Below are 23,027 nucleotides of genomic sequence, written 5' to 3'. Positions count from 1 at the left end.
GGCTCATGGCCAAGAGATCTCCCCAGCGTAGGGCGGCAACGTCCCGACGTGCAGCTTTAACGCCACGTCCCACCGACTCCGGCGACTCCCCCCGGCGTGGGTTGCTGTACGCGCGTCTCAGCGAATCATGGGATGCGGCGGAATCGGTGCCAACTCAACTCGCGAATGGCAACAAATACGCGACAGAGAATAACGTCCTGGTCGTCGCAGAGTTCAAAGATGACGGTTATTCAGCATTTCATGAGGTGACGCGTGACGGATTCGATGCTGCTATCGAAGCCATCGAATCCGAATCTATCGACGTAGTAATCGTTCGCGATATCGATCGGCTCGTACGCAACCTAACTGCCTGGAATCGCCTAGAGCAGGCATGCATATCCAACGGTGTCGTACTCACGGAGTACAGCACGGGGGCCGTTTATGACCTCAGCACCCCGGACGGCTCATACAAGGGCGGGATGGAAGCGCTACGCGCTCGCAAGGAAAGCGCGGTCAAAGGGCAGCGCGTACATGAAGCAGCAGAACGTCAGGCACGGAAAGGCAGGCGCGCAGCAGGCGGAACGCGACGCTTCGGATACGTCTACATCTACGCCGAACGCGATCCAGAAGACGAGTCAAAGAAGAACAAAGTTATCCGTGTCGAGCTACACCCGACAGAAAACGGTCTCATCCGGGAAGCGGCGGACCGGATCTTTGACGACCATTCCAGCGTCAACAATATCTGCCACGACTGGAAGGGGCGCGGCATAGTTGGCGTGACGGGAAAACCCATCAGCGTAACCACCCTTACGACGGTTCTTCTGTCCGCGTTCATTGCCGGATATCGCGAATGGGATGGACAGCTCTACAAGGGTAATTGGCCTGCAATCATCAGCTTGGATGAGCACAAACGGCTACGGAAGATACTCGGCGATCGCGCCAAGGATAAGACGTACACGAAACGCGAAGATCACCTACTCGGCGGAGTGCTCGGTTGCTGCCTGTGCAAGCGCAAGATGTACCGAAGGGCAGGCGACAACTACTCATGCGTTCAAACCGTGCACGGCGGATGCGGAAAAATCTCGATCAAGGCGGACCTTGCCGAAGAATTCGTCACAGGAGCCATTCAGCAGGCGCTCTCTTCGCCGGAATTCGTTAGAGCGCAAGCAAGCTCCGGCGATTCCACCGGCGAACGAGAGCGAATCCTAGGCGAGATAGCTGAGCAAGAGGAAATCAAAGCCGAGGCCAGAAGCGACTATTACAGGAGACCGCGCATCATAGAGCGCGACGAATGGCTCACAATCAAGACTCAGTGCGAGACAGAAATAGCTAGATTGCGCCGCGATTATGATCGGCTCAGCGGAGAATCGGAATCCGTTCTGTCGGGTATCCCAGCCGATCAGTCAATTGCGGAAGCATGGGAAAGCTGGTCAATCGATCGTAGGCGCAGGGCAATCAAGTCAGCCGTGCGCGAAATAATCGTTCTACCTCTGCCTGAAGGCGCACCCCGCAACATGTACGGATATATCAAGGACAGAAAAGTACGAACGGAAAAGCAGCTTGCGATCATCGAACAGCGCCTGGATTTCGACTGGCGATTCTAGGCTTGCAGCGATAAACGGAAAGGGCATCGTGAGATCTTACCCTCACGATGCCCTTTCCGTTTATTCCGTTGATCGTGCTCGTTTCTCTCCGCGAACCTTCTTTGGCTTGGCATTCGGTTTTCGATTCGTTCTCGCTTGGAATAGCGGAAGGATCTCCGCGATTCCTATCGGATCTTCAATGTGATCTGGCAACCCCTGCGCGCGCCTCGTCTTGCGTGCGTGCGCCATGCCTGCCAATCGGATCATCGCTCGCTGTTCCGGCGAGAGCATGCCCGCCTCTTGAGATCTCCCGAAAGCGTCACCACCTCCCCTCTTGAGCCCTTACAGTGCGTAGTGCGGGGGAGTGCACGTGCACGTCCGTGCATGCCGCCTTTAGGTGCAGACGCGCGCGAGGCGTGCACGTGCATGATTCGTGATTCTGGTTACGGACCGTCAGGTCTGCGTCGGCAGAGCCGAGCGTGTTCCAAGATCAACATCTGGGGTTTTGCCGGCGAGCCCCCAAAAGTTGATCTTGAAATCAACTGCCGGTAGCTGACCTCGGTGCGGCGCGCCAGTGTCCCCGTGCCACTTGTACGGCCCGCCCTTGATCAACAAGCGCGCGGACGCGGTAGTAGACCCATCGCTTGCCCATCCCCGTTGCGGTCATGAGATCGGCCACCGACGCCCCGGCTTCCGGTGCCGCCGCCAGTGCGGCGATGAGAGCTCCCTCAGCGTCCTCAGGCGCGTTTGAGCGTGCATGCCGGGGCGATGTCCCAGCGATGCTCTCCGAAACACCCTCAGGGGCTCTCAGGGGCTCTCGGGCGTCGGCGCGGGTCTCCAGGGCGGCGGCAGAGACCGCGTCCAGTTGGGGGCGACTGGGCGCGTGCCGTTCGGCGGTGCGCTGAACTCCCTCGTCGTCCAGCAGGAAGGTTCGCGCGCGCCGAGGCACGTCATGTTCCGGCGCACTGATCAGGAACTTGCCCGGAGCGTCAAGCCGGTGCGCGTGCCATCCGGCTTTGAGCATGCCCTGGCCAAGGATGAGATCCACATCCCTCTGTTCGCGTACCCGGAACGACAGGCGGATGTCCATCTGTGAACGCACCGCGCCCTTACCCATAGCGCGCTGTGAGGGCCGTTGAGTGGCAGCTACGAGGGTGACAGCCGGAGCACGCCCCCGCCGTGCGATTGAGTCGGCGTAGCGCTCTGCACCGGGGGCTTCCTCGATGAGTTCGGCGTACTCATCTACCAGGATGATCAGAGCGGGAGCGTCCGGTCGGGGATCCCACACGCGCAGCCCCTGTTGGGCGAGGTGATCGGCGCGAGCGTCCAGGATCGCGACGGCATCGGCCAACAGCGTGTCTGCCGCCTGCGGTGTGGTGGCGAGCCGATCCAGGCAGGATGCCCAAGGCATGAGTTCCATCCCACGCTTGAGATCGATGCCCCAGATGATCACATCGGGGCAAGCCGTGAGGTCTCCCAACAGGACATTCACGCCCCCCGATTTGCCCGCACCGGCGATCCCGCCGAACAGCCCATGCCGCCGCCGCAGCGACACGCGCACAGAACTACCGTCTTCGAACACCCCCAGCTTGACGGGTTGCTTCACAGACGTGATCGATGGACCAGGCCAAGGGATCGCGTCGGCATGCGGATCCTTTTCGATCACCCGAACGTCGGCGCGGTTGGCCAGCGCGGGAACGGGTTGAATGCGGATCGCGCCGCGCCGCGTTCCTAGGGCGGACTCCAGCGCGGGCATTTGCCTGATCGCATCCTCTACCGTCTGGCCACGCCCCAGCCTGAGCCGCACGCGGTAGCCCCACAGATCGACAATCGCCGATTGGATGCGGGATCCCGTCAGGCCGACGGCTTGAGCGATGTCTGGCCAGGCGGCCAGCGTGCGCTCAACGCGCACGCGGGCACGCCTCCGCCGGTGCGTCCACCAGGGCACGGCCAGCACGAACGCGCCAGCGCTCAGAACGGCAGGCAGGGGCGGCGTGAACGGCCCCAGGTAGGCGGCCAGCGTGAGCCACGTTCCGGCGAACGCCGTGGTGACTGTGGCATAGCCGCGTTCGATCGGACGGGGAAGGTTGACCCACCGGCCCCCGATAGCCAGTGCGCTAGTGATCGCTATCGTGCTGATCAGGACCGCAGGCCACCATTCGGGGGACCACCGCCGCATGATCATGCCAGTGAGCAGGATCGATGCGGCGATGGTGAGGGGTGCGAGTTCGGAGCGGTAGCGCCAGGCCAGACGGGAGATGCCGACGATGGCCAGGGGTGGGATGTCCAGGTCATTGACCGTGGCCATGGGCTGGATGCCGTAGCGACGCATCCGGCGCGCGTTCCGGCGCATCTGGTAGCGCGATGCCTGCCCGTGCCTGCTCATTGGCCGCCTGTGTGGTCTGTGGCCGCTTCGTGAGTCGTCTCGGGTCTCATGAGTCGGTCCGACCTGTTGGCCTGGGCGTCCAGCTCGTCACGGACGTAGTACAGGGGGTCGTCGTCGCCATCTCGGTCGGCGGCCAGCGTGGCGCGCATAGCCGCTAGGGCGTTGGCGCGCTGATGGCGGATGCTGGTCAGTTCGGCGCGTAGGCCGGTGACCTCATCAATCAGAGCGTCGATGTCGGCGAGGGCGGCAATCACTTGTGCCCACATGAGCTGCACGGGCAAGGGGGCTCGGGCAAGCGCCGTCATGATCTGAGCGGCGGTCTGGTTGCGGGAGCTAACCTCCTGAAGATCGGTGTGTGGGTAGGGGTGGTGGTTTGGCACTGGCATCCCTCCTTAAGCCGGGGGGTCATTGGTTGGTGATCCACGCTGCGATGCCGTCGATCACAGCGCTGATGCTGGGGCCGAGCGTGGTCGTGGCCAGCAGGAACCCGAACACGAGGGCAATGAACGCCTGCCACAGGCGCAATCCGAGATAGCGCCAGGCGATGAACACGATCCCGCCCACGATCACGACCAAGGGAATGGTGATCTCCATACGGTTTCTCACCTCCTTTCCGACCTAGGCGGCGGACTTGGGGAGGTCAGATGCCGTCGTGACGCGCCTTACGGCGACGCCAGCGAGCGCGGGCGCGACACTTGCGGCAAGCCTTGTTGCCGGACTCCAACGCGGCACCACAAGGGCACCCACGCAGCAGCGGGAAAGTACGCAGCGGATTTCACCTCCTCCTGTCTCTGTGGGGGTTCGGGGTGGGGGCGGCCTCGGTGGGGTGGTCCTGACGACGGGCGTACATGAGCACGCTCCGGGTCACGTGCTCGATCTCTGAACGGGGATCAGCGAACGGGCGGCGGCGGTCATCGGCGCGGATGCCGCACACTGCGAGCACGAACAGCACCAGCACGATCAGCGCTGCTGCCAGCGCAAGAGTGATGATCAAGACCGGCACGTCCACCGCTCAGGCACCCATAGGCGGATCAGTGGAAATGCAGTCCCGGTACGAATCGCGCGCATTGCGGCGGTCCATGGCTGCCTGCGTGACCACGACAGCCTCATAGGAGACCGTGCCGAAGTCCGCCCAAGCGACGTGCTGGCCGTCCTCCGCTCTGGTCGCGACGCCCAACAGAGCGGCGATCCGCTCAACTTCGGCGATCGCCTCCGCCTCTGACGTGGCGTCGGTGTCGTAGCGAGGGTGGACCGAGACCCGCACTCCGTACTTGGGAACGGGGAGATGCGGGTTCTTGTCCAGGAGGTCGGCCAGGCCACGGAGATCAGCGATGAGTCGCTCCCGGTGGGCTGCGGGCATGTTGTGGGTCAACGGAGATCAGCTCCTTTCAAGGGCGTGACGTAGAGGGTGAGCACGTCGGGGCAGTTCTCCAGCGCATCAGCCACGCCGTGAAGCGTGATGATCATCAGCAGCAACACCGTTGCGGCGATGGCATCCGAAATCAGCCCGTCTGCGCAGTTGTCCAGCAGTTCGGCCACAGTGCGGATGACTGTGATCAAGCGGGAGAGTCGTGCATCTTCGTGTCCGACCACCGTTGATCACCTCCAATCCGTCGCCTCCGGTCGTTGCCGTTGCTCCCCCTGGTCGGCGGCCCGTACAGGGGGGACTACACGAACGAACGTACAGGCCCCCCTACACGGGCGTCAAGGGGGGGCTATACGGAATGGGTATAGCCCCCCCTGGACGGAGCGCGTACCCTGGCGCGCATGGCAAAGGAAGACGTGAGCGGGGCGGTTCTGACCGCGCTTGCTGACCTCGAACACGCCTTCGATGCAGTGCTGAAAGCGATCAATGCGGAGCCGGATCACAACCGGTCATATGCCGGTGCCACGGAACTGGTAGAGACGCTGAGGCGCTTTGTTGAGGCTTCGGGGGATCAGCGAGCCCTTTCGGCTGCCCGCATTTTTGATCATGAGCAAATGTCGTTGGCTGGCCTGGCCGACCACATTGGAGTATCGAAAGCACGCGCAGCTCAGCTAATGAAGACCGCCAAAGATGCAAGCAACAGAAATGGACACGCGACGGAGGGGGATTAGGGTGAGCGACCGAACAGAGGTCGTTGTGGAGGTTTGGCCGGTGTCGGCCGACGATGTTGGCCTGTGGCTGATTAGCGGCAAAGACGCCTGGCGTTCAGAGGCAGTTCGACAGAACAGCGATCCTCATACCGCCGTCACCAACCTTCTAGAAGAAAATGGGGCCGCAACCGGTGTAAAGCTCCTGCACTCTACTTCCTGGCGTGCTGAAGGAACTGCCGTCGTTCTCACCTACGTAGCCGTAATCGGTTGCGGCGCTTTCGTTCGTGACCAATGGGCGACCGCAGCGCCAATCAGTCCAGCTCTGCCCGATGCCGTAGGGAAGCCGATTCCGGTAGAGGCGACGGAAGCGCCGCTTCCTAGGTATATCGATGTGCTCATGCATGGAATGCGGCATTTGCAATTCCTGCTACAAACGGACTCCGCCGCACGGTCAGCGCTATGCGGCAGATGGCCCGATCACCTAGCCGTATTTCGTCCGGCGCTCGCAGGCATGTACGACCACGAGCATGGGCAGGAGCCGATCACGCTTCCTGAAGGACAAGACGCGCGATAGCAAAGGTACACGGGAAACGAGGTAAGGAAAGTGCCCGAACAAGAGAGGCTGGATGCGCTGAGTGCGCGGGTACACGCCGAGAAAGCTCGCGAATCTCAGGTGCACTTGCAGCAACGGACTGTAGAAGCCCTCACGGGTCTTCTGGCGCGCATCACAAATGAAGGGTTGCCAGTAATTAGCTGGTCGATTCACAGCAACCCAGCCAAGGAAGCTCTTACCGGAACGTGCGACGCGGGAAATACCGATAAGCGACGCAAGGACTTTGAGGTATGGCGTCAAGCCATCAATGCAGAGCGGCTTCCCGACGAAACAAATGCCGAAGGTGCAACTAGACTTCGCGCCGAAGTGACGGATAATTACCTCGGATTGTCCATCGCTCTTACCGCAGACGTCTAGCAGACTGATTTATAAACGAGCCCTCACAGTGGTGCGCTATTGGCTGGACGTGTAGCCCAGGTCAATCACATCCCCTGTGAGGGCTTCTGAAATCGCAGATGCCAAACGCAACGCCTGCCTACCATTAGGCAAAAAGCATCGCGTTCCATAGGCATTGCATGCAGGCGAACAGAGCATCGCCCTTGTCGTTGCTGCCAACTCGCCTCACTGGGAGCTTTTGCGATCGGCATAGTGAGCAGTTTCTAAGGAGCGACTGAAATTCGCCTTGATAGTCGAGTATGGCGATTTGAGCCATAGTCAAAAGGAAATTGATTTGCTTTCTAGAGCCGTCGAGGTGCATATTTCCCTCTCGCCTTGAGGTAACGAGAATGGCTCGGGCTTCTACAATGAACCTCATTGCGCGGTCGCAAATTTCTCTCTCGGACACGTTGGTGAGATCCGAGAGGGCTGCTTCGTGACCCTGCTGCCTTTGGTGCTGATATTCAAGTTCCAACATATGCCGCAGCGCGGCCTTGTCGTCGTATTTAATGTCCGGGGCATCGGATATGAACCACTCATTCTCTTCTGTGCGCCAAGCCACAGTGGTGGTTATATCGCTGTAAACATAGCAAGAGGTTGCGGTGATCATTATCTTTCTCCGTGGGTCATTTATAAGTACAGGTGTGGGATGAGAGCCCCCACAGTGAGCGCTTTCGAGCGGTGATGGCGGGCAGCGAAACCGCTCAATGGCATCTTCTGTGGGGGCTCATGCCCCAGGCAACGGTGTGAGTAAGGTAGGGCCGTAGCCTGGGACGCTCTGGTGAGGCTGGAGGATTCCGGCCTAGGGTTCAGGCAACCTACGCAGCGTCATTCTGGTCACTGTTTCGTGCCGCCTTAATTAGCTGGTCGGCCCGCGCCTTTGAAACACCTATTTTTGCAGCAAGGCCGCTCAGAGACAGTTGCTCTGATTCCCATATCCGCTGGGCGGATTTGGCCCGAATCAGTGCCGCCGCGTCAGCCAGTTCTCTCATATTATCCGCTAGACGAGTTGCGACTTGGTAAGCCGTCTCAAGATCAGACGAGTTTTGAAGTGCCGCAGCCGCTTGGTTGTATGCCTGCTGAATAGAATCCAGGGCGGCGTTCGGATCCATTTGCTCGTGCATCACTTTCCTTTCGACTCGGCTAGATTTCCCATGGCGGCTTTAGCGCCGCGTATCGGAGAACGTACTCGTATGCCTCTTGCCTGCTCGTTAGATCTCTGTAGATTGGCACCTTTATGTCAGGGTGAATGCAGGTGATAATCGAGACGCCCATAGAGAACTCACACATCACCCATACCTCAGCCTTTGACCGTGTACAGGTGCGGAAGTGCTTATTGTCGGGACGAGTGCGCTCTACGACTTTGCCCCAAATGCGGTGCACTCCATTCGGGGGTTCGGTCGTTGTGGCGATAGAAGTCTTGGATGGTTCTTCTTTGGAGATATCGAACGCCAGAAGCCAGCCCTCTTCTAGGTTCTCTGCCGCCGTCATTTCGATCGCTAGAGGTTTGGGCATTGATCTCTCCTCCGATGCAGGTGTGGAGGTGTGCAGCGTGGTTGCCCGCAACTTCGCGCACCCTTTCGCCCTGACCGGCTAAGGGCGGAGTCAGGAGCCGATGGAGGGCCGTCTTGCTGGGGGTCATGGCTCCCACTGTAGTACACCATGCTATAGCTCACCAGGCATGCCGAATCTCGCCTGCCATGGTGCCACATGCCTAGCGTTCAGGTGTGGCTGATCAGGAACTTGAGTGGAGACCCGGCATACCCCGATGGGTCCAGGTGTACGAGATCCTCAAAGGCGAGATTGAGAGCGGGAAGCGTGCTCCGGGCGATCAGGTTCCGTCTGTCCTGAGGCTTCAGCAGATGTACGGCATCGCCACGTCAACGGGGCAAAAGGTCCATCGCGCACTGCGCAAAGATGGACTGATCCGAACAGAGCCAGGCATGGGCAGCTTCGTAGCCGAACGGCCAGCCAAGGCAAGCGAGTAAGCTCCCGCCCCGCCTCGAACTTCACGGAGCCCCGCCAACAGCGCAGGTCAGACTAGGTGCGCTGATTTGCGGGGCTCCGCCTGTTAGGTCTCGGTCTTACAACAAATCCCCATACTCGGGTAGACGTGTATTACTCAAGAAAGGTTCGAGGAGATCCATTTGCCGATCCGGCGGACGAGATCGGGGGACGCGGCCGACTCCGCGTGGCCGTACCCGGGCTCGACCCACAACTCCTTGGGCTCGCGCGCGCCGGCGTGAAGTTGGTGGGCGTGGTCGAGCGGGAAGAACGTGTCGGCGTCCCCGTGGACGATCAGCAGCGGGACGGGCGAGATGAGCGCCGCCGCCTCGTGGGGCGGCATCGGGATCGGGTCCCACCGCCCGCGGGCGATCCTGGTGCGTTTGACCACCCTGGCCGCCCACCGCCCGAACGGCCGCTCGATCGCCCAGTGCACCTGGCGCATCGGCTTGGTGCCCCGGTAGTACCAGCGGGCCGGGCCGCTCACGGCCGCCACGGCGTCCACGCCGCCGCGCAGGCCCGCGTGCCGCACGGCCACCGCCGCGCCCATCGAGAAGCCCACGACCGCGATCTTGGAGTAGCCCACCACGCGGGCGTGCCTGACGGCGGCGTCCACGTCGAGGATCTCCAGGTCGCCCACGGTCGACTCGCCGCGCGAGCGGCCGTGGCCGCGGAAGTCGAAGGCGATCACGCCGCCGTATCCGCTCAGCACGTGCGCGATGCGGCGCGCGGAGCGTTCCCGCCAGGAGCCGGTGAAGCCGTGCGCCACCACGATGCCGATGTCCGTACGTGTGGCGGGCGTGTGCGCGGCGTCGATGCGGACCCCGTCCTCGGTCATGAGCATGACGGGAAAATTCTGCGCGAGAGGCATGGATACGAGCTTATGTTCGCCCGGCGTCCATCCCGTGTTCGGCCGCCCACACCGCGATGCCCGCACGCGAGTGGAGGCCCAGCTTCTCCATGATGCCGGCGACGTGCCCGGTCACGGCCGCCGGGCTGATCGCCAGCTCCAGCGCGATGGCCCGGTTGCTCAGGCCACGGCCGACCAGCCCGGCGATCTCCCGCTCCCGATGGGTCAGGCCGCTGTAACGCAGGACCGGCAGCGCGGCGGACGCCTGCCCGCCGCCGCGCCGGCGCAGCACCGCCGGCTCGCCACCGAGCCGACTCGGCACCGGCAGTGGGGCGGACTCCGCCTCGCCGCCGAGCACCCGTCCCGCCACCTCCTCCGGCGGTTCCTCCGCGCCCCTGGCCCACAGCAGCGCCAGCCGGTCCTCGCCGAGCTCCGCGCGGGCGAGCGTGAGCAACTCCTGGAGGCGTCCTGGCGGGCCGAACCGGCCGATGGACGCGCGCAACGCCTCGGCCGCGGAAGCCGCCAGCACCGCACCCGCCAGGTCGCCCTCCGCCCGGGCCACGGCCGACAGTGTCACGAGAGCCCGCACGATGCCCCTGCTCCTGCCCGCCCGCCTGCTCAGCTCCAGGCTCGCGGCCACGTGCCGCCTGGCGGCGACGTGGTCGCCCAGCCCGGCGGCCACCCTGCCGAGCCTGGCATGGCAGCGGGCCTGCTCGACCCGGTCGTCCATCTCCTCCAGCAGCGGCAGCGCGGCCGCGTGGTGGGACATGGCCGCCTCCAGGTCGCCGTCGGCCTCGGCCGCCACCCCCAGCCGGGTCAGCGCCCTGGCCAGCGACCAGTGGTGCCCCGACTCCCCGGCCAGTGCCAGCGCCTGCTCGCCGCGCCGCCTGGCCTGGCGCGGCAGCCCCTGCGAGAGCGCCAGGTCGAGCTGGGCGATGCGGACCGTGACCAGGTTGAACAGGTCGTCGTGGGCGCCGGCCGCTGCCTCCAGCTCCTCCAGGCAGTGCAGGGCCCGCTCGCTCTGGCCCGTGCGGAGGAACACCGTCAGCGCCACGCCGTAGGTGAAGCCCAGCCAGGGGGTGTACGGGTGCCCGCGCTGCCCCTCGACGCCCTCCACGATGAGCTTCTCGGCGCGGCCCAGCTCGTCGCCCTGCTCCAGCCCGTACGCCAGCCCGGCCTTGGCCACCGCGACCATGTCGGCGGGCACCGCCGACAGGTCGAGCGACAGCAGCCGCTCGTGCCGGCCGACGCTCTCGCCCAGGTCGCCGCCGACCGCCAGCGCCGCGCGGGCCAGGCGCAGCCCGAGCACCGGCTCGCACGACTCCACCGCCCACTCGATCGCGATCCTGCAGTCGTCGAGCAGGCCGCGCCCTCTGGTGAGGTGGGCGAACCTGGCCGGCCACGGCATCCGCCGCTCCAGCGAGCCCGCCGCGTGGCAGAGCTCCATCTCCTCGCAGATCACCCGCAGGTGCCGCGCGCGCAGGGACACCGCCTCGCCCGCCTCGGCCAGCCGGTCGGCCGCGTACCGCCGGATCGTCTCCAGCAGGCGGTAGCGGCCCTCGGCGTCGTGGTGCGACACCAGAGACTTGGCGACCAGGCCGCCGAGCAGGCCGGCCAGTTCCCTCCTGCGCAGGATGCCGCCGTCGGCGCACACCCGCTCGGCCAGCCCGAGGTCGAACAGCCCCGCGAAGACCGACAGCCTGCGCAGCAGCACCCGTTCCTTGGGCAGCAGCAGGTCGTGGCTCCACTCGACGGCGGCCAGAAGCGGGCGCTGCCTGGCCGGGACCGCGAGGTGACCGGTGGCCGCCAGGGCGACGCGGTCGGCGATGCGGCCCGGGCTCAGCACGCCGGCGTGGGCCGCCGCCAGCTCCAGCGCCAGCGGCAGGCCGTCGAGGACGCGGCACAGGCGTTCGACCTCTGCGATGTCGTCGCGCACGCCGCGCGCCCCCGCCGCCAGCGCCCGCTCGAGGAACAGCCGCACCGACTCGGCGTCCGGACGGTGCTCGCCGGGCAGTTCCAGCGGCGGCACCCGCCAGATCAGCTCGCCGGGGATGCGCAGCGGCTCGCGGCTGGTGATCAGGAAACGCAGCCACGGGCACCCGTCGAGGAGCCCCGACACCAGCTCGGCGCAGCTTTCGACCAGGTGCTCGCAGCCGTCGAGGACGAGCAGCGCCCTGGACGCGCGCAGCCGCACGCGCAGGCCGTCGAGCAGCCGCCCCGGGATCTCCTCGCGGACGCCGAGCACCGCGGCCAGCTCGTTGACGAGCATCGCGGGGCCGGTGACGCGGGCCAGTTCGACCAGCCACACCCCGTCGGCGAACAGCGGCGCCACCTTCGCCGCCACGCGCAGCGACAGGCGCGTCTTGCCGACGCCGCCCACCCCGCTGAGGGTGATCACGCGCACGTGGCCGACCAGCGCGCACAGCTCGGCCACGTCTCTCTCGCGGCCGACGAAGCCGTCGGGCTCGGCGGGCAGGTTGTGCGGGACGTACGCGGTCACGAGCCCTCCATCGTCGGTCTCATGACCTGGGTGCCGTGCTTATTGATGACCTCGACAAGCTCGGTCCCTATCTTTCACAGCTTCAGGGCCGGATGCGATCACTTTCCGTGCGGAACCCGCGACTGGACGGATAGGGATGCAGGGCGCCCAGGTCCGCGACGCCCATGACGATCCGCACGCGCGACTCGTCCGCCGCGTCCAGCGCGCGGGGCAGGTCGGAGATCATCACCCGGGCGTCGCTGGCCACGATGCGCTCTCTGAGGACCGCGGCGTCGAGCTCGACGGGCAGCGGCCAGGCCACCGCGCCGGCGGCGATCACCGCGTCGGTCGCCACGAGCAGGTCGGGGCCGACGGGCAGGCAGATGAGCACGGAGTCACCGGCACGCACCCCTCTGCGCCGCAACTGGACGGTCGCGACGGCGGACCTCTCGTCCAGTTGCTCCTCGGTGAGCTTCAGGCCGGTGCCCGAGTCCACCATCACGATGCGCTCATCCATGCTGCACACGCTAGGGAGGGCGTCTCATACGTACATGGGGCGGAATATGCAGATCCCTATGCAGAAGCGTTCGGGCGTTCGGCGGCCCACACCGCGATCTGCGCACGAGAGGTGTAGCCGAGCTTCTCCATGATATTGGCGATGTGTCGCGCGACCGTCGCCGGGCTGATCACCAGCTCTCCGGCGATGGCCCGGTTGGACAGGCCGCGGGTGAGCAGAGCGGCGATCTCCTGCTCTCGGGCGGTCAGCAGCGAGTGGCGCACCGGCTCGGCCGGCACGGGCGTCTTGGGCGTCAGCCGTTCGCCCTCCAGCACGTGGCGGGCGGCGGCGTCGGGGCTCATCGCCCGGCCGCTGGACCACAGGGAGGCGGTGCGGCCCTCGCCCAGCTTCGTCCTGGCCCGGGCGAGCAGCTCCTCGATGCGGATGGTGGCGGAGTGCTGGCCGATGGACTCGCGCAGCGTGGCCGCCGCCGCCGCGGCCAGCACGGCGCCCTCCAGGTCGCCTTCGTACTCCGCCAGCACCGACAGCCCCACCAGGCAGCGGGCGACCCCCTGGCGCTGGCCCGTCTGCCTGCCCAGCGCGAAGCTCTCCGCCAGCCACTGCCTGGCCGTGCCGAACTCGTGCAGCATCGCCGCCACCCGGCCGATCCTGGCCAGGCAGCGCCCCAGCTCCAGATCGCTGCCCAGCTCACGCAGCCACGGCACCGCCGTCTCGTACTGGGCCTTGGCGGCCACCAGGTCGCCGCGGGCCTCGGCCACGCCGCCGAGCTGGGCCGCGGTCCTGGCCATGATCCAGCGGTGGCCGTGCTCGCGGGCCCGCGCCAGCGCCTCCTCGCCGTGCCGCTGCGCCTCGCGCAGCCGCCCGCGGGTGAGCGCCACCGCCGACAACCCCGCCAGGCCCGCCGCCTGGTTCCAGGCGTCGCCCGAGCCCGTGGCCAGGCGCAGCCCCTGCTCGGCGTGGTGCAGCGCCTCGTCGGCCCGGCCCATGCGCAGCAGCACCACGACCATGAGGCTGTGCATGACGCAGCGGGTGAACACGTTCTGCTCCGGCAGCCCCGCCAGGCTCTCGCGCGCCATCTCCAGCGAGCGGCTCAGCTCGTCCCTGGCCTCCAGGCCGTAGGCGAGGTACGCCTTGGCCTGGGCGATCTGCTCGGCCGGCACGTCGGCGGCGCCGAGCACGAGCAGCCGCTCGACCCAGCCGACGATCTCCATCAGACCGCCGCCGCCGATCGGCATCAGCCCGGTGCTGAAGGCGCACAGGCGCAGGCCCGGTTGAGCGTTGCCGGACTCGGCCGCCCAGTCGAGCGCGACGCGCTGGTCGTCGACCAGGCTCTTGCTCATGGTCAGCGCCTCCAGCCTGCGCGACCACGGGAGGCCGGGCTCGACCATCTCGGTCATGAAGTGGCGCTCCTGCAACTGGCAGAGCACGCCGAGGTGCAGCTCGCGCAGGGCCTCGCGCTCGTCGGCCTGTTCGAGGCGCCCGAGCGCGTACCGCTTGATCGTTTCGAGCAGCCAATAGCGCCTGCGGCCCTCGTCGCACAACACCAGCGACTTGTCGACCAGGCCGCCGAGCAGATCGACGATCTCCGCCTCGGAGATGGGCCGCTCGGCGCAGATCTGCTCGGCGAGGTCGAGGTCGAACGCCCCGGCGAACACCGACAGCCTGCGCAGCAGCACCTGTTCGCCCGCCGACAGCAGGTCATAGCTCCACTCGACGGCCGCGAGCAGCGTGCGCTGCCTGGCAGGGGCGGTGCGTCCGCCCGTGGTGAGCAGGGAGAAGCGGTCGTCGATGCGGTCGGCGATCTGACCGGGGCTGAGCAGGCTCGTACGGGCCGCGGCCAGCTCGATCGCCAGCGGGAGCCCGTCGAGCGCCCGGCACAGGCGCACGACGTCGGGCAGGCTGTCGGCGCCGAGCCTGGTGCCGGCCGCCGCCGCGCGATCCATGAAGAGCTGCACGGACTCGGCGTCGCACGCGCCGGCGTCGGGCAGGTCGAGTGGCGGCACCCGCCAGATCAGCTCGCTGGCGATGCGCAGCGGCTCTCTGCTGGTGGCCAGGATGCTCAGCAGGGGGCAGGCCGCGACCATCGCCGCGGCCACCTGCGCGCACCGGTCGACCAGGTGCTCGCAGTTGTCGAGCAGCAGCAGGCAGCGCAGGTCGCGTAGGCGTGCGGTGATGGTGTCGAGCAGCGGGCTGCCGGTCTCCTCGCGCACGCCGAGCACGCGGGCGATCTCCTGCTCGACGAGTTCGGGACGGCTGAACCTGGCCAGCTCGACCAGCCAGACGCCGTCGGGATAGGACGCCATCAGCCCGGCGGCGGCCCTCAGCGCCAGCCGCGTCTTGCCGATGCCGCCCACCCCGCACAGCGTCACCACTCGTGCCTCGCCGACCAGGCCGCGCAGGTCGTCGAGATCGCGTTCGCGGCCGACGAACCGGTTGGGCTCTGCCGGAAGGTTGTGCCGGGGGGAATCTGGCATGCGGTCACCCTGCGTCGCGGAAGGATCACACTCTCCCACAGTGTCGCACTTCTTCGTCAACAAGAAACCCGCCCTTGGCCTGCGGTCCTGCCGGCGTCGGCGGGCTCCGCGTCACAGGCCGAGCGAGCTCACGATCGCCCGCTCGTCGACGACCCGCAGGATCGGATCGCCGAGCAGGCGTCTGGCCAGGTCGTAGGGCGCGACGACCATGGTCGCCCGGCGTTCGGCGGCCAGCACGCGGCAGCCGATCAGGCTCGGCTCGTGGGCGACCACGACGTGGGCGCCGGACATCATGGCTAAATCGATCACGCGCAGCCCGCGGAACGGCTCGCTGACCGCGTTGATCACGATGTCGTCCTTGCTGATCACCAGTCGCGTGGCCAGCCTGCGCAGGTCGCCGGCGAGTTGGTCGTGGTCGAGCATGCGCACGCCGTCGAAGGTGAGCGCCGGGCCTGCCAGCGGGCCGAACTCCAGGGGCCGCTCGGCGAACAGGCCGCTGAACGGCTTGGCCCCGGGGGCGGGCTGGAAGGAGAACACGTGCTCCACCTTGACCGCGGCCGGGTCGTAGTGGCGCTGGGTGATCATCATCCGGGCCGAGCCGGACGCGCCGAAGACCACGATCCCGCCGGCCCAGGCCACGGAGTGGACGGCCACCGGCAGGGCCGCGCCGAGCGGAACGTCGACGATCACGTGGTCGCCGAAGCGCAGGCCGTGACGGCGCAGCCCCTCGGCGGCCCGCGTGACGCGTCTGACGAACGCCGCGTACGACAGCACCTCGCCGGTCCTGACGTCGCTCACCGCCGGCTGATCGCCCTGCATCGGTGCCGCGGCCATAACCAGCTCTGTCCAGGTCATGCCGCAAATCTAGGGATCGCGGCCATGATTGCCATGCGCACAATTGTGCAACCGGCTATGTACGTGGGCCCGCCCCATACGCTTCCGCGTCGCTGCTCGACCAGGGACCGCACCGGTTGACCATGGACGACGTCGCCAGGCGCGCGAGACCGGCCAAGATCACCGCCTGGAGGACACCCGCGCTTACGCCGGCCGTCATCTCGTCCCGCTCCTGCCATCAGAGGGGATCAACTAGACTTATGAGGTCGCGACTTCGCGCGGCCGACCCCACGACACAGAGCGAGACGTCATCATGCCTTTGAACAGCCGCGACGACCTGCGGAACATCGCGATCATCGCGCACGTCGACCATGGCAAGACCACGCTGGTCGACGCCATGCTCTGGCAGTCCGGGGCATTCCGCGCCAACCAGGACGTCGACGACCGCGTCATGGACTCCAACGATCTCGAGCGCGAGAAGGGCATCACCATTCTCGCCAAGAACACCGCGGTCCAGCACGGCGGCATGACCATCAACATCATCGACACGCCCGGCCACGCCGACTTCGGCGGCGAGGTCGAGCGTGGGCTGTCGATGGTCGACGGCGTGGTGCTGCTGGTCGACGCCTCCGAGGGGCCGCTGCCGCAGACCCGTTTCGTGCTGCGCAAGGCGCTGTCCGCCAAGATGCCGGTCATTCTGTGCATCAACAAGGTCGACCGTCCCGACGCCCGCATCAAGGACGTCGTCGACGAGGTCTACGAGCTGTTCATGGACCTCGACGCCACCGAGGAGCAGATCGACTTCCCGATCGTCTACGCCTCGGCCAAGGCCGGCCGCGCCTCGATGAACCGTCCGGAAGACGGTGGCATGCCCGACTCCGATGACCTCGAGCCGCTGTTCGACATCATCAAGTCGACCATCCCCGCGCCGATGTACGACCCGAGCGCGCCGCTGCAGGCCCACGTCACCAACCTCGACGCCTCCTCCTACCTCGGCCGCATCGCGCTGTGCCGCATCCACCAGGGTGTCTTGCGCAAGGGCCAGCAGGTGGCCTGGTGCCGCACCGACGGGTCGATCCAGCGGGTCAAGATCACCGAGCTGCTCATGACCGAGGCGCTTGAGCGCAAGCCGGCCGAGGAGGCCGGCCCCGGCGACATCATCGCCATCGCGGGCATCCCCGAGATCATGATCGGCGAGACGCTGGCCGACCCCGACGACCCGCGCCCGCTGCCGCTGATCACGGTCGACGAGCCGGCCATCTCCATGACCATCGGCACCAACACCTCGCCCCTGGTGGGCAAGGTCAAGGGCGCGAAGGTCACCGCGCGCATGGTGAAGGACCGCCTCGAAAAGGAGCTGGTCGGCAACGTGTCGCTGCGCGTGCTGCCCACCGACCGGCCCGACGCCTGGGAGGTGCAGGGCCGTGGCGAGCTGGCGCTGGCCATCCTGGTCGAGCAGATGCGCCGCGAGGGCTACGAGCTGACCGTCGGCAAGCCGCAGGTCGTCACCAAGACCATCGACGGCAAGGTCCACGAGCCGGTCGAGCGCCTGACGGTCGACTGCCCTGAGGAGTACCTCGGCGCGGTCACCCAGCTCCTGGCCGTGCGCAAGGGCCGCATGGAGCACATGACCAACCACGGCACCGGCTGGATCCGGATGGAGTTCGTGGTGCCGGCGCGCGGCCTGATCGGCTTCCGCACCGAGTTCCTGACCGAGACCCGCGGCACCGGCCTGGTCCACCACGTCTTCGACGCCTACGAGCCCTGGTTCGGCGAGCTGCGCACCCGCAACAACGGCTCCCTGGTGGCCGACAGGTCCGGCCCCGTGACCGCGTTCGCCATGCTCAACCTGCAGGAGCGCGGCGTGCTGTTCGTCTCGCCGACCACCGAGGTCTACGAAGGCATGATCGTCGGCGAGAACTCCCGTTCCGACGACATGGATGTGAACATCACCAAGGAGAAGAAGCTCACCAACATGCGCTCCTCGACCAGCGAGGAGACGGAGAAGGTGATTCCGCCGCGGGTGTTGTCGCTGGAGCAGGCGCTGGAGTTCATCCGCGAGGACGAGTGCGTGGAGATCACCCCGGAGGCGGTGCGCATCCGCAAGGTCGTTCTCGACGCCGCCACCCGCGGGCGGGCCGCGGCCCGCGCAAAGCGCGCCTGAGTTCAACCGGCTTTTTCCGGCGTTAGTGGGTGGAGTAATCCTTTGGGGTTGTCCACCTGCGATGTGTGGATGCTCCCCAGTCCTGGCGTAAAGAAAAGTTGTCATGGGAGTAGCTGTAATAACACCGTGACCCTAAGACATGGAACAAACCCGCATGCCGGAGAATCATCAAAAATGTGGGGAAGCTCCGGATCGCAATAGCGTTCGGGCTGGCTCTGGTGTCGTTGGGGGCGATCGTCTGGTGCACCGTCGCCGCCAGACCGGTGGCGGCGCCCGCGCCGCCCAAGGACGTCGCGGTGCCCAACCCGTGGGTGGCGGCCGCTTCCCGCGCCGACCCCCTGGTCGGCTGGGCCCGTGAGGCCACCACCCAGGTCGTGATCACCAGGGCGGGCGAGGGCGATCTGGATCCCGCGCCACGGGGGCGGATCGACCCCCGCCAACGACAGGTCAAGATCACCGCCGTCCACCGGCTCAAGATGGCCCGCAAGGACCCGCTCATCGAGGCGCTACGCCAGGGCGGCGGCTTCCCCGGCGCGCTCAAGCAGGTCACGGACGCCGCGTTCGGCGCGATCAAGGCGAGCGGCCCCGGGCTGGCGCCCACGACGCGCCTGGCGCCGATCCTGGTCTCCGACTCCCATGGCACCACCGCCGGCTTCACCGTGACGCTGCTGCGCCAGGTGAAACGGGACGAGCTGCTCAAACTCGACTTCAACGCCCCGAACGCCCACCCGCTGATCGTCACGAGCCGCTCGATCGCCGTACTGCCCGGCGAATGGCGGGTACTGCGCCTGGAAGGCATCACGCCGACGCGGGAGCAGGACAAGCGGCTGGAGTTCTCCGTCGGCGCCTATCCGGTCAGCATGACGCTCGCGCCCGACTCCTTCGGCTTCGCCGACGTCATGGTGGAGGACGACTTCTCGTGGGCCACCGCGCTCGGCGTGCTGACGGCCGTCGCGCTGCTGGTGTTCCTGCTGCGCTCACTCGGACGCGGATGGTGGGGGCGGGTGCCCAACAGGGAACTCGTCATCGGGCTCGCGCTGGCCGCGCCCACGCTGCTGATCCCGCTGTTCGCCAAGAACTGGTCGCCGGTCGCGTACATGATTCTCTTCGTCGCGGTGCCCCTGCTCGCGCTCCGGCACGCCGGACGGACGCTGCCGACCAGCCCGCCCTGGAACACCCGCGACCTGCACATCGTGACCGGTCTCGGCGGCCTGCTCGGACTCGGCATGCTGAGCTGGTCCTGGCTGCACGGGCAACTGCCTGGCCAGATCCTGCTCGCGGGCGGAGCCGTGGCGGCCGTCGCCGCGGCGGGCTCGGCCATCGCCTTCAGCGTGGACCTCGGAGTCAGACCCGTCGTCATACGCTCGGCGGTGCTGTCGGCGGAGGCCGCGATCGGGCTGCTCGCCCTGGCATTGTGGCTGCGGGCGCTGACGACCGGGGTGTACCCGCCCGACAGCATCCGCCTGGTGCCGGCGCTGAGCTGGGCCCTGATCCCGATCGCCGCCATCGCCGTGGCCACCAGGCAGTGGAAACGCGGCGCCGTGGCCGGGGCCGTCCTGGTGAGCCTGCTGGTGCAGGGCTGGCCGACGGAATGGCTGGACTCCGGGTCGTGGAGCCTGGCGGTGGCCCAGCCGGAACCCAAGATCGGCGTCCTCACCCTCGACCCGATCGTCCGAGGCGCGCTCGGGCTGCTCCTGCTCGGCTTCGTGATGCTGGTGCTCCGGCTGCGGCGGCTCGGCGGCGAACTGCCGGCCATCGGCAACCGGGTCGCCGAATCCACCATGATCGCCGTACTCATGGTGCTCTACATCACACCCGGCGGCACCACCACCCTGGCCGACATCGACGTACCGCTGCCACTCCTCGCGATCACCTCCATCGTGGCCTGGGCCACCTCCCGCTGGCTCCTCACCGGCCCGCACACACCCATCGTCGAACCCGCCAACCAGGAGGAGCACCGGCGACTCGTCAGGGCCGCCCTGCACAAACGGCTGCTGCTCGTCTCCGAACAGGAGCTCTACCGCATCGGCCGCGGCCGCATCGGCTCGGGCGAGATGTCGATGGCCGACTTCGACCAGCGGCGGCACGCGCTGGAGGCCGCGCTGCGCCAGCACGGACGCCACCCGGAAAGCGCCTTCGCCACGGCCGCCGGCTGCACGCCCTGGCACAACGGGGTGCACGCCTTCACCGTCAGCCTGCTGCTCAGCCTGCCCTTCGCCATCGTGTACGGCCGGCCCCAGGGCCCCGACCTGACCAGCTACGTCTTCGACGCCCGCTACCTGATCACGCTGCCCGCCTTCGGGTTCCTGTTCGGCTACTTCTACCCGCGCGTCCGTGGCACCCAGCCGATGACCAAAGCCCTCCACCTGACCGCCGCCGCCCTGCTGACCGAACTGTCCGGCTACCTGTCCACGCTCGCCGAACCCGACATCGGAGCCTTCGACAAAGCCCAGGTGGTGGGGATCGTGGTGGGGCAGGTCATGACGGTGTGCGTCGGCCTGGGGCTGTTCTGGGAGTGGCGCATCATGCACCTGGCGGACGAACCCTGGGCCCGCGTCCGCAACCTCCGCAGCGTCCGCAGCCTCGCCGCGCCGGCCCTGGCCCTGATCCTGGCGGTCGGCACCACGGCCGCCGCCTCAGCCGCCGGCCAAACAGTCGACCGCATCCTCAAAGGCGACCAAGTCACCACCCCCCGCTGACCTCCCACCCCAACCCCCGTCGGCCACCGACCACATCGCGCCGAACACCGCCACACAACGGGCCCACCGATCCGGCGCCGGTCTGGCCGAGCGTCAACCGCGGCGGGACCGCTCCCACACCTCACCGCGTCGCGCCGAACGTCGCCGTGCGACTCCCCGACGACCCGACGCCGGAGCGGCGCGAGGTTCTTCCGGCTGTGTCGTGCGTCCCCGGGTTCTGGGTGTGGTGGCAGCGTGTCAGCGGCGGGGTAGTTCGCTTCCGCGGACGTTGGTGGACATCCACTCCACCAGGGGTCCGAACGCGCGCCAGGCGTCCGCCACCCGTCCGTGTACCGCGGCCGTGTGGACCCACGGCTCGGGCTCGAATACCAGCCCCGCGTACAGCGACTTGTGGCGCAGCAGGTCGATGCGGGGGTGGTCCTCGTCGAAGCCCCTCGGCCGTGTCTTGAGCCGTTCGCCCTCCAGGACGTAACCGGCGGAGACGAGCGCGTCCGTGATCGAGGACAGCGGTTTGCCCGTCAGGTCTTCGTCGACGGCGGCCCGGTAGCGTGCGACCTGGTCGGATGCCCGGGTGTAGCAGCCCCCGGCCGCGAACACCCCCTCCGAGCTGATCTCGACGTACAGCCCGATCCCGGGCATCCGATCGACGAAGGCCCCCTGATGCGTCTTGTAGGGGGATTTGTCCTTGGCGAAGCGGACGTCCCGGTAGGGCCGGAACAGGTGCGCCGAGCCGAACTCGGCGGCCAGTTCGTCGGTGAGCGCCAGCATGGGCGCCCGCACGGCGTCCTCGTAAAGCTGCTTGTGCTGCGCGAAGTATGCCTTGGAATTGTCAGCCTCGAGACCTTCGTAGAAGAGGAACGCCTCGTCGGGGAAGCCGGTGAAACCCATGCCGACAAGGGTGCCATGCGGCGCCGACAGTCAGCGCTCGGTGTACATCTGCCCGGGCGTCGGCGTCTTGCCGTACAGCTCGGAGACGGTGACGAAGGTGTAGCCCTTCTTGGCGAGCGTGTCGAGTATTGACGGCACGGCGTCCACGGTGCTGCGGTGGATGTCGTGCATAAGAATGATTGATCCGGGTTTGGCCCCTCCGGCCCGTCTGGCCACGATCGTGGCGACCCGGTCACGCCAGTCGAGGGTGTCGACGTTCCACAGGATCTGGGCCAGCCCCTCGCGGCGCGTCTCGGCCGCGACGTTGCTGTTCGTCGCCCCGTACGGCGGCCGCATCACCCGCATCTTCACCCCGGTCAGCCGCCACACGATCTCGTCGGTGTACTGGAGCTGGCGCTGGAGTTCCTCGTGCGAGACCCCCGAGAGCGATGGATGGCTCCAGGAGTGGTTGCCGATCTCGTGACCGTCGTCCACGATGCGGTGGACGATCCGGCCCCCTTTGTCGGCCGCCACCATCTGCCCCACGACGAAGAACGTGGCCCTGACATCACGCTGGCGCAACATGTCGAGCAGCCGCCAGGTGTGTTCACCCGGCCCGTCGTCGAAGGTCAGCGCCACGCACTTGATCCGAGCGCAGTCGAACTGCCTGCTGCGCGGCCAGCCCGCCTGTATCGACGCCAGCCGTTTGGCCAGTGCGACGGGATCTATGACGGCCGGCTTGGCGGGCACGATCGGCGCCCTGGTCTGCTGCTGGCGGCGCGGCACCGACTGGGTGACGCAACTCACCAAGGCGAGCAGGGCCAGCGGCAAGGCCCATACGCGCATGCTTCCCCCCGAAACGCCGCATGCGGGGGCCTATGGATAGTCCTGAGCCGGTCTCCCCCGCAATTCCCTGGCCAGGTCGTCCCACCAGAGTGGGATATCGGCCTGCAGTTCCTTGTGGCGGCGCGCCACGCGCATGGCACATCCAACCGGATCCGTACCCAGATGCCGACGTTTCACCGGTCCTTCCTGCCAACGGTAAAAACCATCTCTATACCGCACGACCAGGCCGATCCACACTGAGATGGTGGCGTCGTCCCCCACCTCGTACGCGCTCGTGACGC

21 protein-coding genes are annotated in these 23,027 nt (G+C 66.8%); 6 read left to right on the top strand and 15 right to left on the bottom strand.

Annotated elements, in window-relative coordinates:
* The first annotated feature begins 5 nt into the window (after positions 1–5).
* Positions 6–1,583: a recombinase family protein gene (locus ACFOY2_RS12060; protein ID WP_379528053.1), complete on the top strand. Its 1,578-nt coding sequence runs from the start codon at positions 6–8 to the stop codon at positions 1,581–1,583.
* Positions 1,584–2,100: 517 nt separating this feature from the next.
* Here ACFOY2_RS12060 and ACFOY2_RS12055 read toward each other — a convergent pair.
* From ACFOY2_RS12055 to ACFOY2_RS12030, 6 genes are all read right to left on the bottom strand, one after another.
* A complete protein-coding gene (locus tag ACFOY2_RS12055; protein WP_379528052.1) occupies positions 2,101–3,948 on the bottom strand; it encodes a cell division protein FtsK in 1,848 nt (615 codons plus the stop codon).
* Complete coding sequence (locus ACFOY2_RS12050; protein WP_379528051.1) at positions 3,945–4,328, bottom strand: hypothetical protein; 384 nt, start codon at positions 4,326–4,328, stop codon at positions 3,945–3,947. Before ACFOY2_RS12050 ends, ACFOY2_RS12055 begins: the two co-directional genes overlap by 4 nt.
* Positions 4,329–4,353: 25 nt before the next feature.
* Positions 4,354–4,542, bottom strand: a complete 189-nt coding sequence (locus ACFOY2_RS12045) for a hypothetical protein (protein WP_379528050.1) — start codon at positions 4,540–4,542, stop codon at positions 4,354–4,356.
* Positions 4,543–4,723: 181 nt separating this feature from the next.
* Positions 4,724–4,942 carry a hypothetical protein gene (locus tag ACFOY2_RS12040; RefSeq protein ID WP_379528049.1) on the bottom strand — a complete coding sequence of 73 codons (219 nt, stop codon included), beginning with the start codon at positions 4,940–4,942 and terminating at the stop codon, positions 4,724–4,726.
* Between the two features lie 18 nt (positions 4,943–4,960).
* Complete coding sequence (locus ACFOY2_RS12035) at positions 4,961–5,320, bottom strand: hypothetical protein (protein ID WP_379528048.1); 360 nt, start codon at positions 5,318–5,320, stop codon at positions 4,961–4,963.
* Positions 5,317–5,487 carry a hypothetical protein gene (locus ACFOY2_RS12030; RefSeq protein WP_379528047.1) on the bottom strand — a complete coding sequence of 57 codons (171 nt, stop codon included), beginning with the start codon at positions 5,485–5,487 and terminating at the stop codon, positions 5,317–5,319. Before ACFOY2_RS12030 ends, ACFOY2_RS12035 begins: the two co-directional genes overlap by 4 nt.
* 228 nt (positions 5,488–5,715) lie before the next feature.
* Between ACFOY2_RS12030 and ACFOY2_RS12025 the strand changes: the two genes are divergently transcribed.
* Together ACFOY2_RS12025 and ACFOY2_RS12020 are read left to right on the top strand one after the other, a co-directional pair.
* A complete protein-coding gene (locus tag ACFOY2_RS12025; protein WP_379528046.1) occupies positions 5,716–6,045 on the top strand; it encodes a hypothetical protein in 330 nt (109 codons plus the stop codon).
* 583 nt (positions 6,046–6,628) lie between these two features.
* Positions 6,629–6,994: a hypothetical protein gene (locus tag ACFOY2_RS12020; RefSeq protein ID WP_379528045.1), complete on the top strand. Its 366-nt coding sequence runs from the start codon at positions 6,629–6,631 to the stop codon at positions 6,992–6,994.
* Between the two features lie 124 nt (positions 6,995–7,118).
* Here the strand turns inward: ACFOY2_RS12020 and ACFOY2_RS12015 are convergent, their stop codons facing one another.
* A complete protein-coding gene (locus tag ACFOY2_RS12015) occupies positions 7,119–7,622 on the bottom strand; it encodes a hypothetical protein (protein ID WP_379528044.1) in 504 nt (167 codons plus the stop codon).
* A gap of 208 nt (positions 7,623–7,830) precedes the next feature.
* Positions 7,831–8,136 (bottom strand): hypothetical protein, encoded by a 306-nt coding sequence (locus tag ACFOY2_RS12010; RefSeq protein ID WP_379528043.1) that lies wholly within the window; start codon positions 8,134–8,136, stop codon positions 7,831–7,833.
* Between the two features lie 603 nt (positions 8,137–8,739).
* Between ACFOY2_RS12010 and ACFOY2_RS12005 the strand changes: the two genes are divergently transcribed.
* Positions 8,740–9,000 (top strand): GntR family transcriptional regulator, encoded by a 261-nt coding sequence (locus tag ACFOY2_RS12005; RefSeq protein WP_379528042.1) that lies wholly within the window; start codon positions 8,740–8,742, stop codon positions 8,998–9,000.
* Positions 9,001–9,134: 134 nt separating this feature from the next.
* Here the strand turns inward: ACFOY2_RS12005 and ACFOY2_RS12000 are convergent, their stop codons facing one another.
* The 5 genes from ACFOY2_RS12000 to ACFOY2_RS11980 form a co-directional block, all read right to left on the bottom strand.
* The gene (locus ACFOY2_RS12000; protein WP_379528041.1) at positions 9,135–9,887 is read right to left on the bottom strand and encodes an alpha/beta hydrolase; all 753 of its coding nucleotides are present in this window, start codon (positions 9,885–9,887) and stop codon (positions 9,135–9,137) included.
* Between the two features lie 10 nt (positions 9,888–9,897).
* Positions 9,898–12,366: an ATP-binding protein gene (locus tag ACFOY2_RS11995; RefSeq protein WP_379528040.1), complete on the bottom strand. Its 2,469-nt coding sequence runs from the start codon at positions 12,364–12,366 to the stop codon at positions 9,898–9,900.
* Between the two features lie 82 nt (positions 12,367–12,448).
* The gene (locus ACFOY2_RS11990) at positions 12,449–12,862 is read right to left on the bottom strand and encodes an AMP-binding protein (RefSeq protein ID WP_379528039.1); all 414 of its coding nucleotides are present in this window, start codon (positions 12,860–12,862) and stop codon (positions 12,449–12,451) included.
* A gap of 56 nt (positions 12,863–12,918) precedes the next feature.
* Positions 12,919–15,336: a LuxR C-terminal-related transcriptional regulator gene (locus ACFOY2_RS11985; protein ID WP_379528038.1), complete on the bottom strand. Its 2,418-nt coding sequence runs from the start codon at positions 15,334–15,336 to the stop codon at positions 12,919–12,921.
* Positions 15,337–15,447: 111 nt separating this feature from the next.
* The gene (locus ACFOY2_RS11980) at positions 15,448–16,191 is read right to left on the bottom strand and encodes an AMP-binding protein (protein ID WP_379528037.1); all 744 of its coding nucleotides are present in this window, start codon (positions 16,189–16,191) and stop codon (positions 15,448–15,450) included.
* A gap of 292 nt (positions 16,192–16,483) precedes the next feature.
* Here ACFOY2_RS11980 and typA point away from each other — a divergent pair, with 292 nt between their 5' ends.
* The gene (gene typA / locus ACFOY2_RS11975) at positions 16,484–18,334 is read left to right on the top strand and encodes a translational GTPase TypA (RefSeq protein WP_379528036.1); all 1,851 of its coding nucleotides are present in this window, start codon (positions 16,484–16,486) and stop codon (positions 18,332–18,334) included.
* A 176-nt stretch (positions 18,335–18,510) separates the two neighbouring features.
* Entirely contained in the window at positions 18,511–21,033 is a 2,523-nt protein-coding gene (locus tag ACFOY2_RS11970; protein ID WP_379528035.1) for a hypothetical protein, read from the top strand.
* A gap of 237 nt (positions 21,034–21,270) precedes the next feature.
* Here ACFOY2_RS11970 and ACFOY2_RS11965 read toward each other — a convergent pair whose 3' ends face one another.
* Positions 21,271–21,921, bottom strand: coding sequence for a DUF2461 domain-containing protein (locus ACFOY2_RS11965; protein ID WP_379528034.1), 651 nt, complete (start codon positions 21,919–21,921; stop codon positions 21,271–21,273).
* A gap of 30 nt (positions 21,922–21,951) precedes the next feature.
* Positions 21,952–22,746, bottom strand: a complete 795-nt coding sequence (locus ACFOY2_RS11960; protein ID WP_379528033.1) for a polysaccharide deacetylase family protein — start codon at positions 22,744–22,746, stop codon at positions 21,952–21,954.
* Between the last annotated feature and the right edge of the window lie 281 nt (positions 22,747–23,027).

It is taken from the genome of Nonomuraea purpurea, from assembly GCF_042650645.1.
In the GTDB taxonomy this organism is placed as follows: domain Bacteria; phylum Actinomycetota; class Actinomycetes; order Streptosporangiales; family Streptosporangiaceae; genus Nonomuraea; species Nonomuraea purpurea.
The sequence above is the reverse complement of the archived record's forward strand: the minus strand, read 5'-3'. Positions and strand labels throughout refer to the sequence as shown.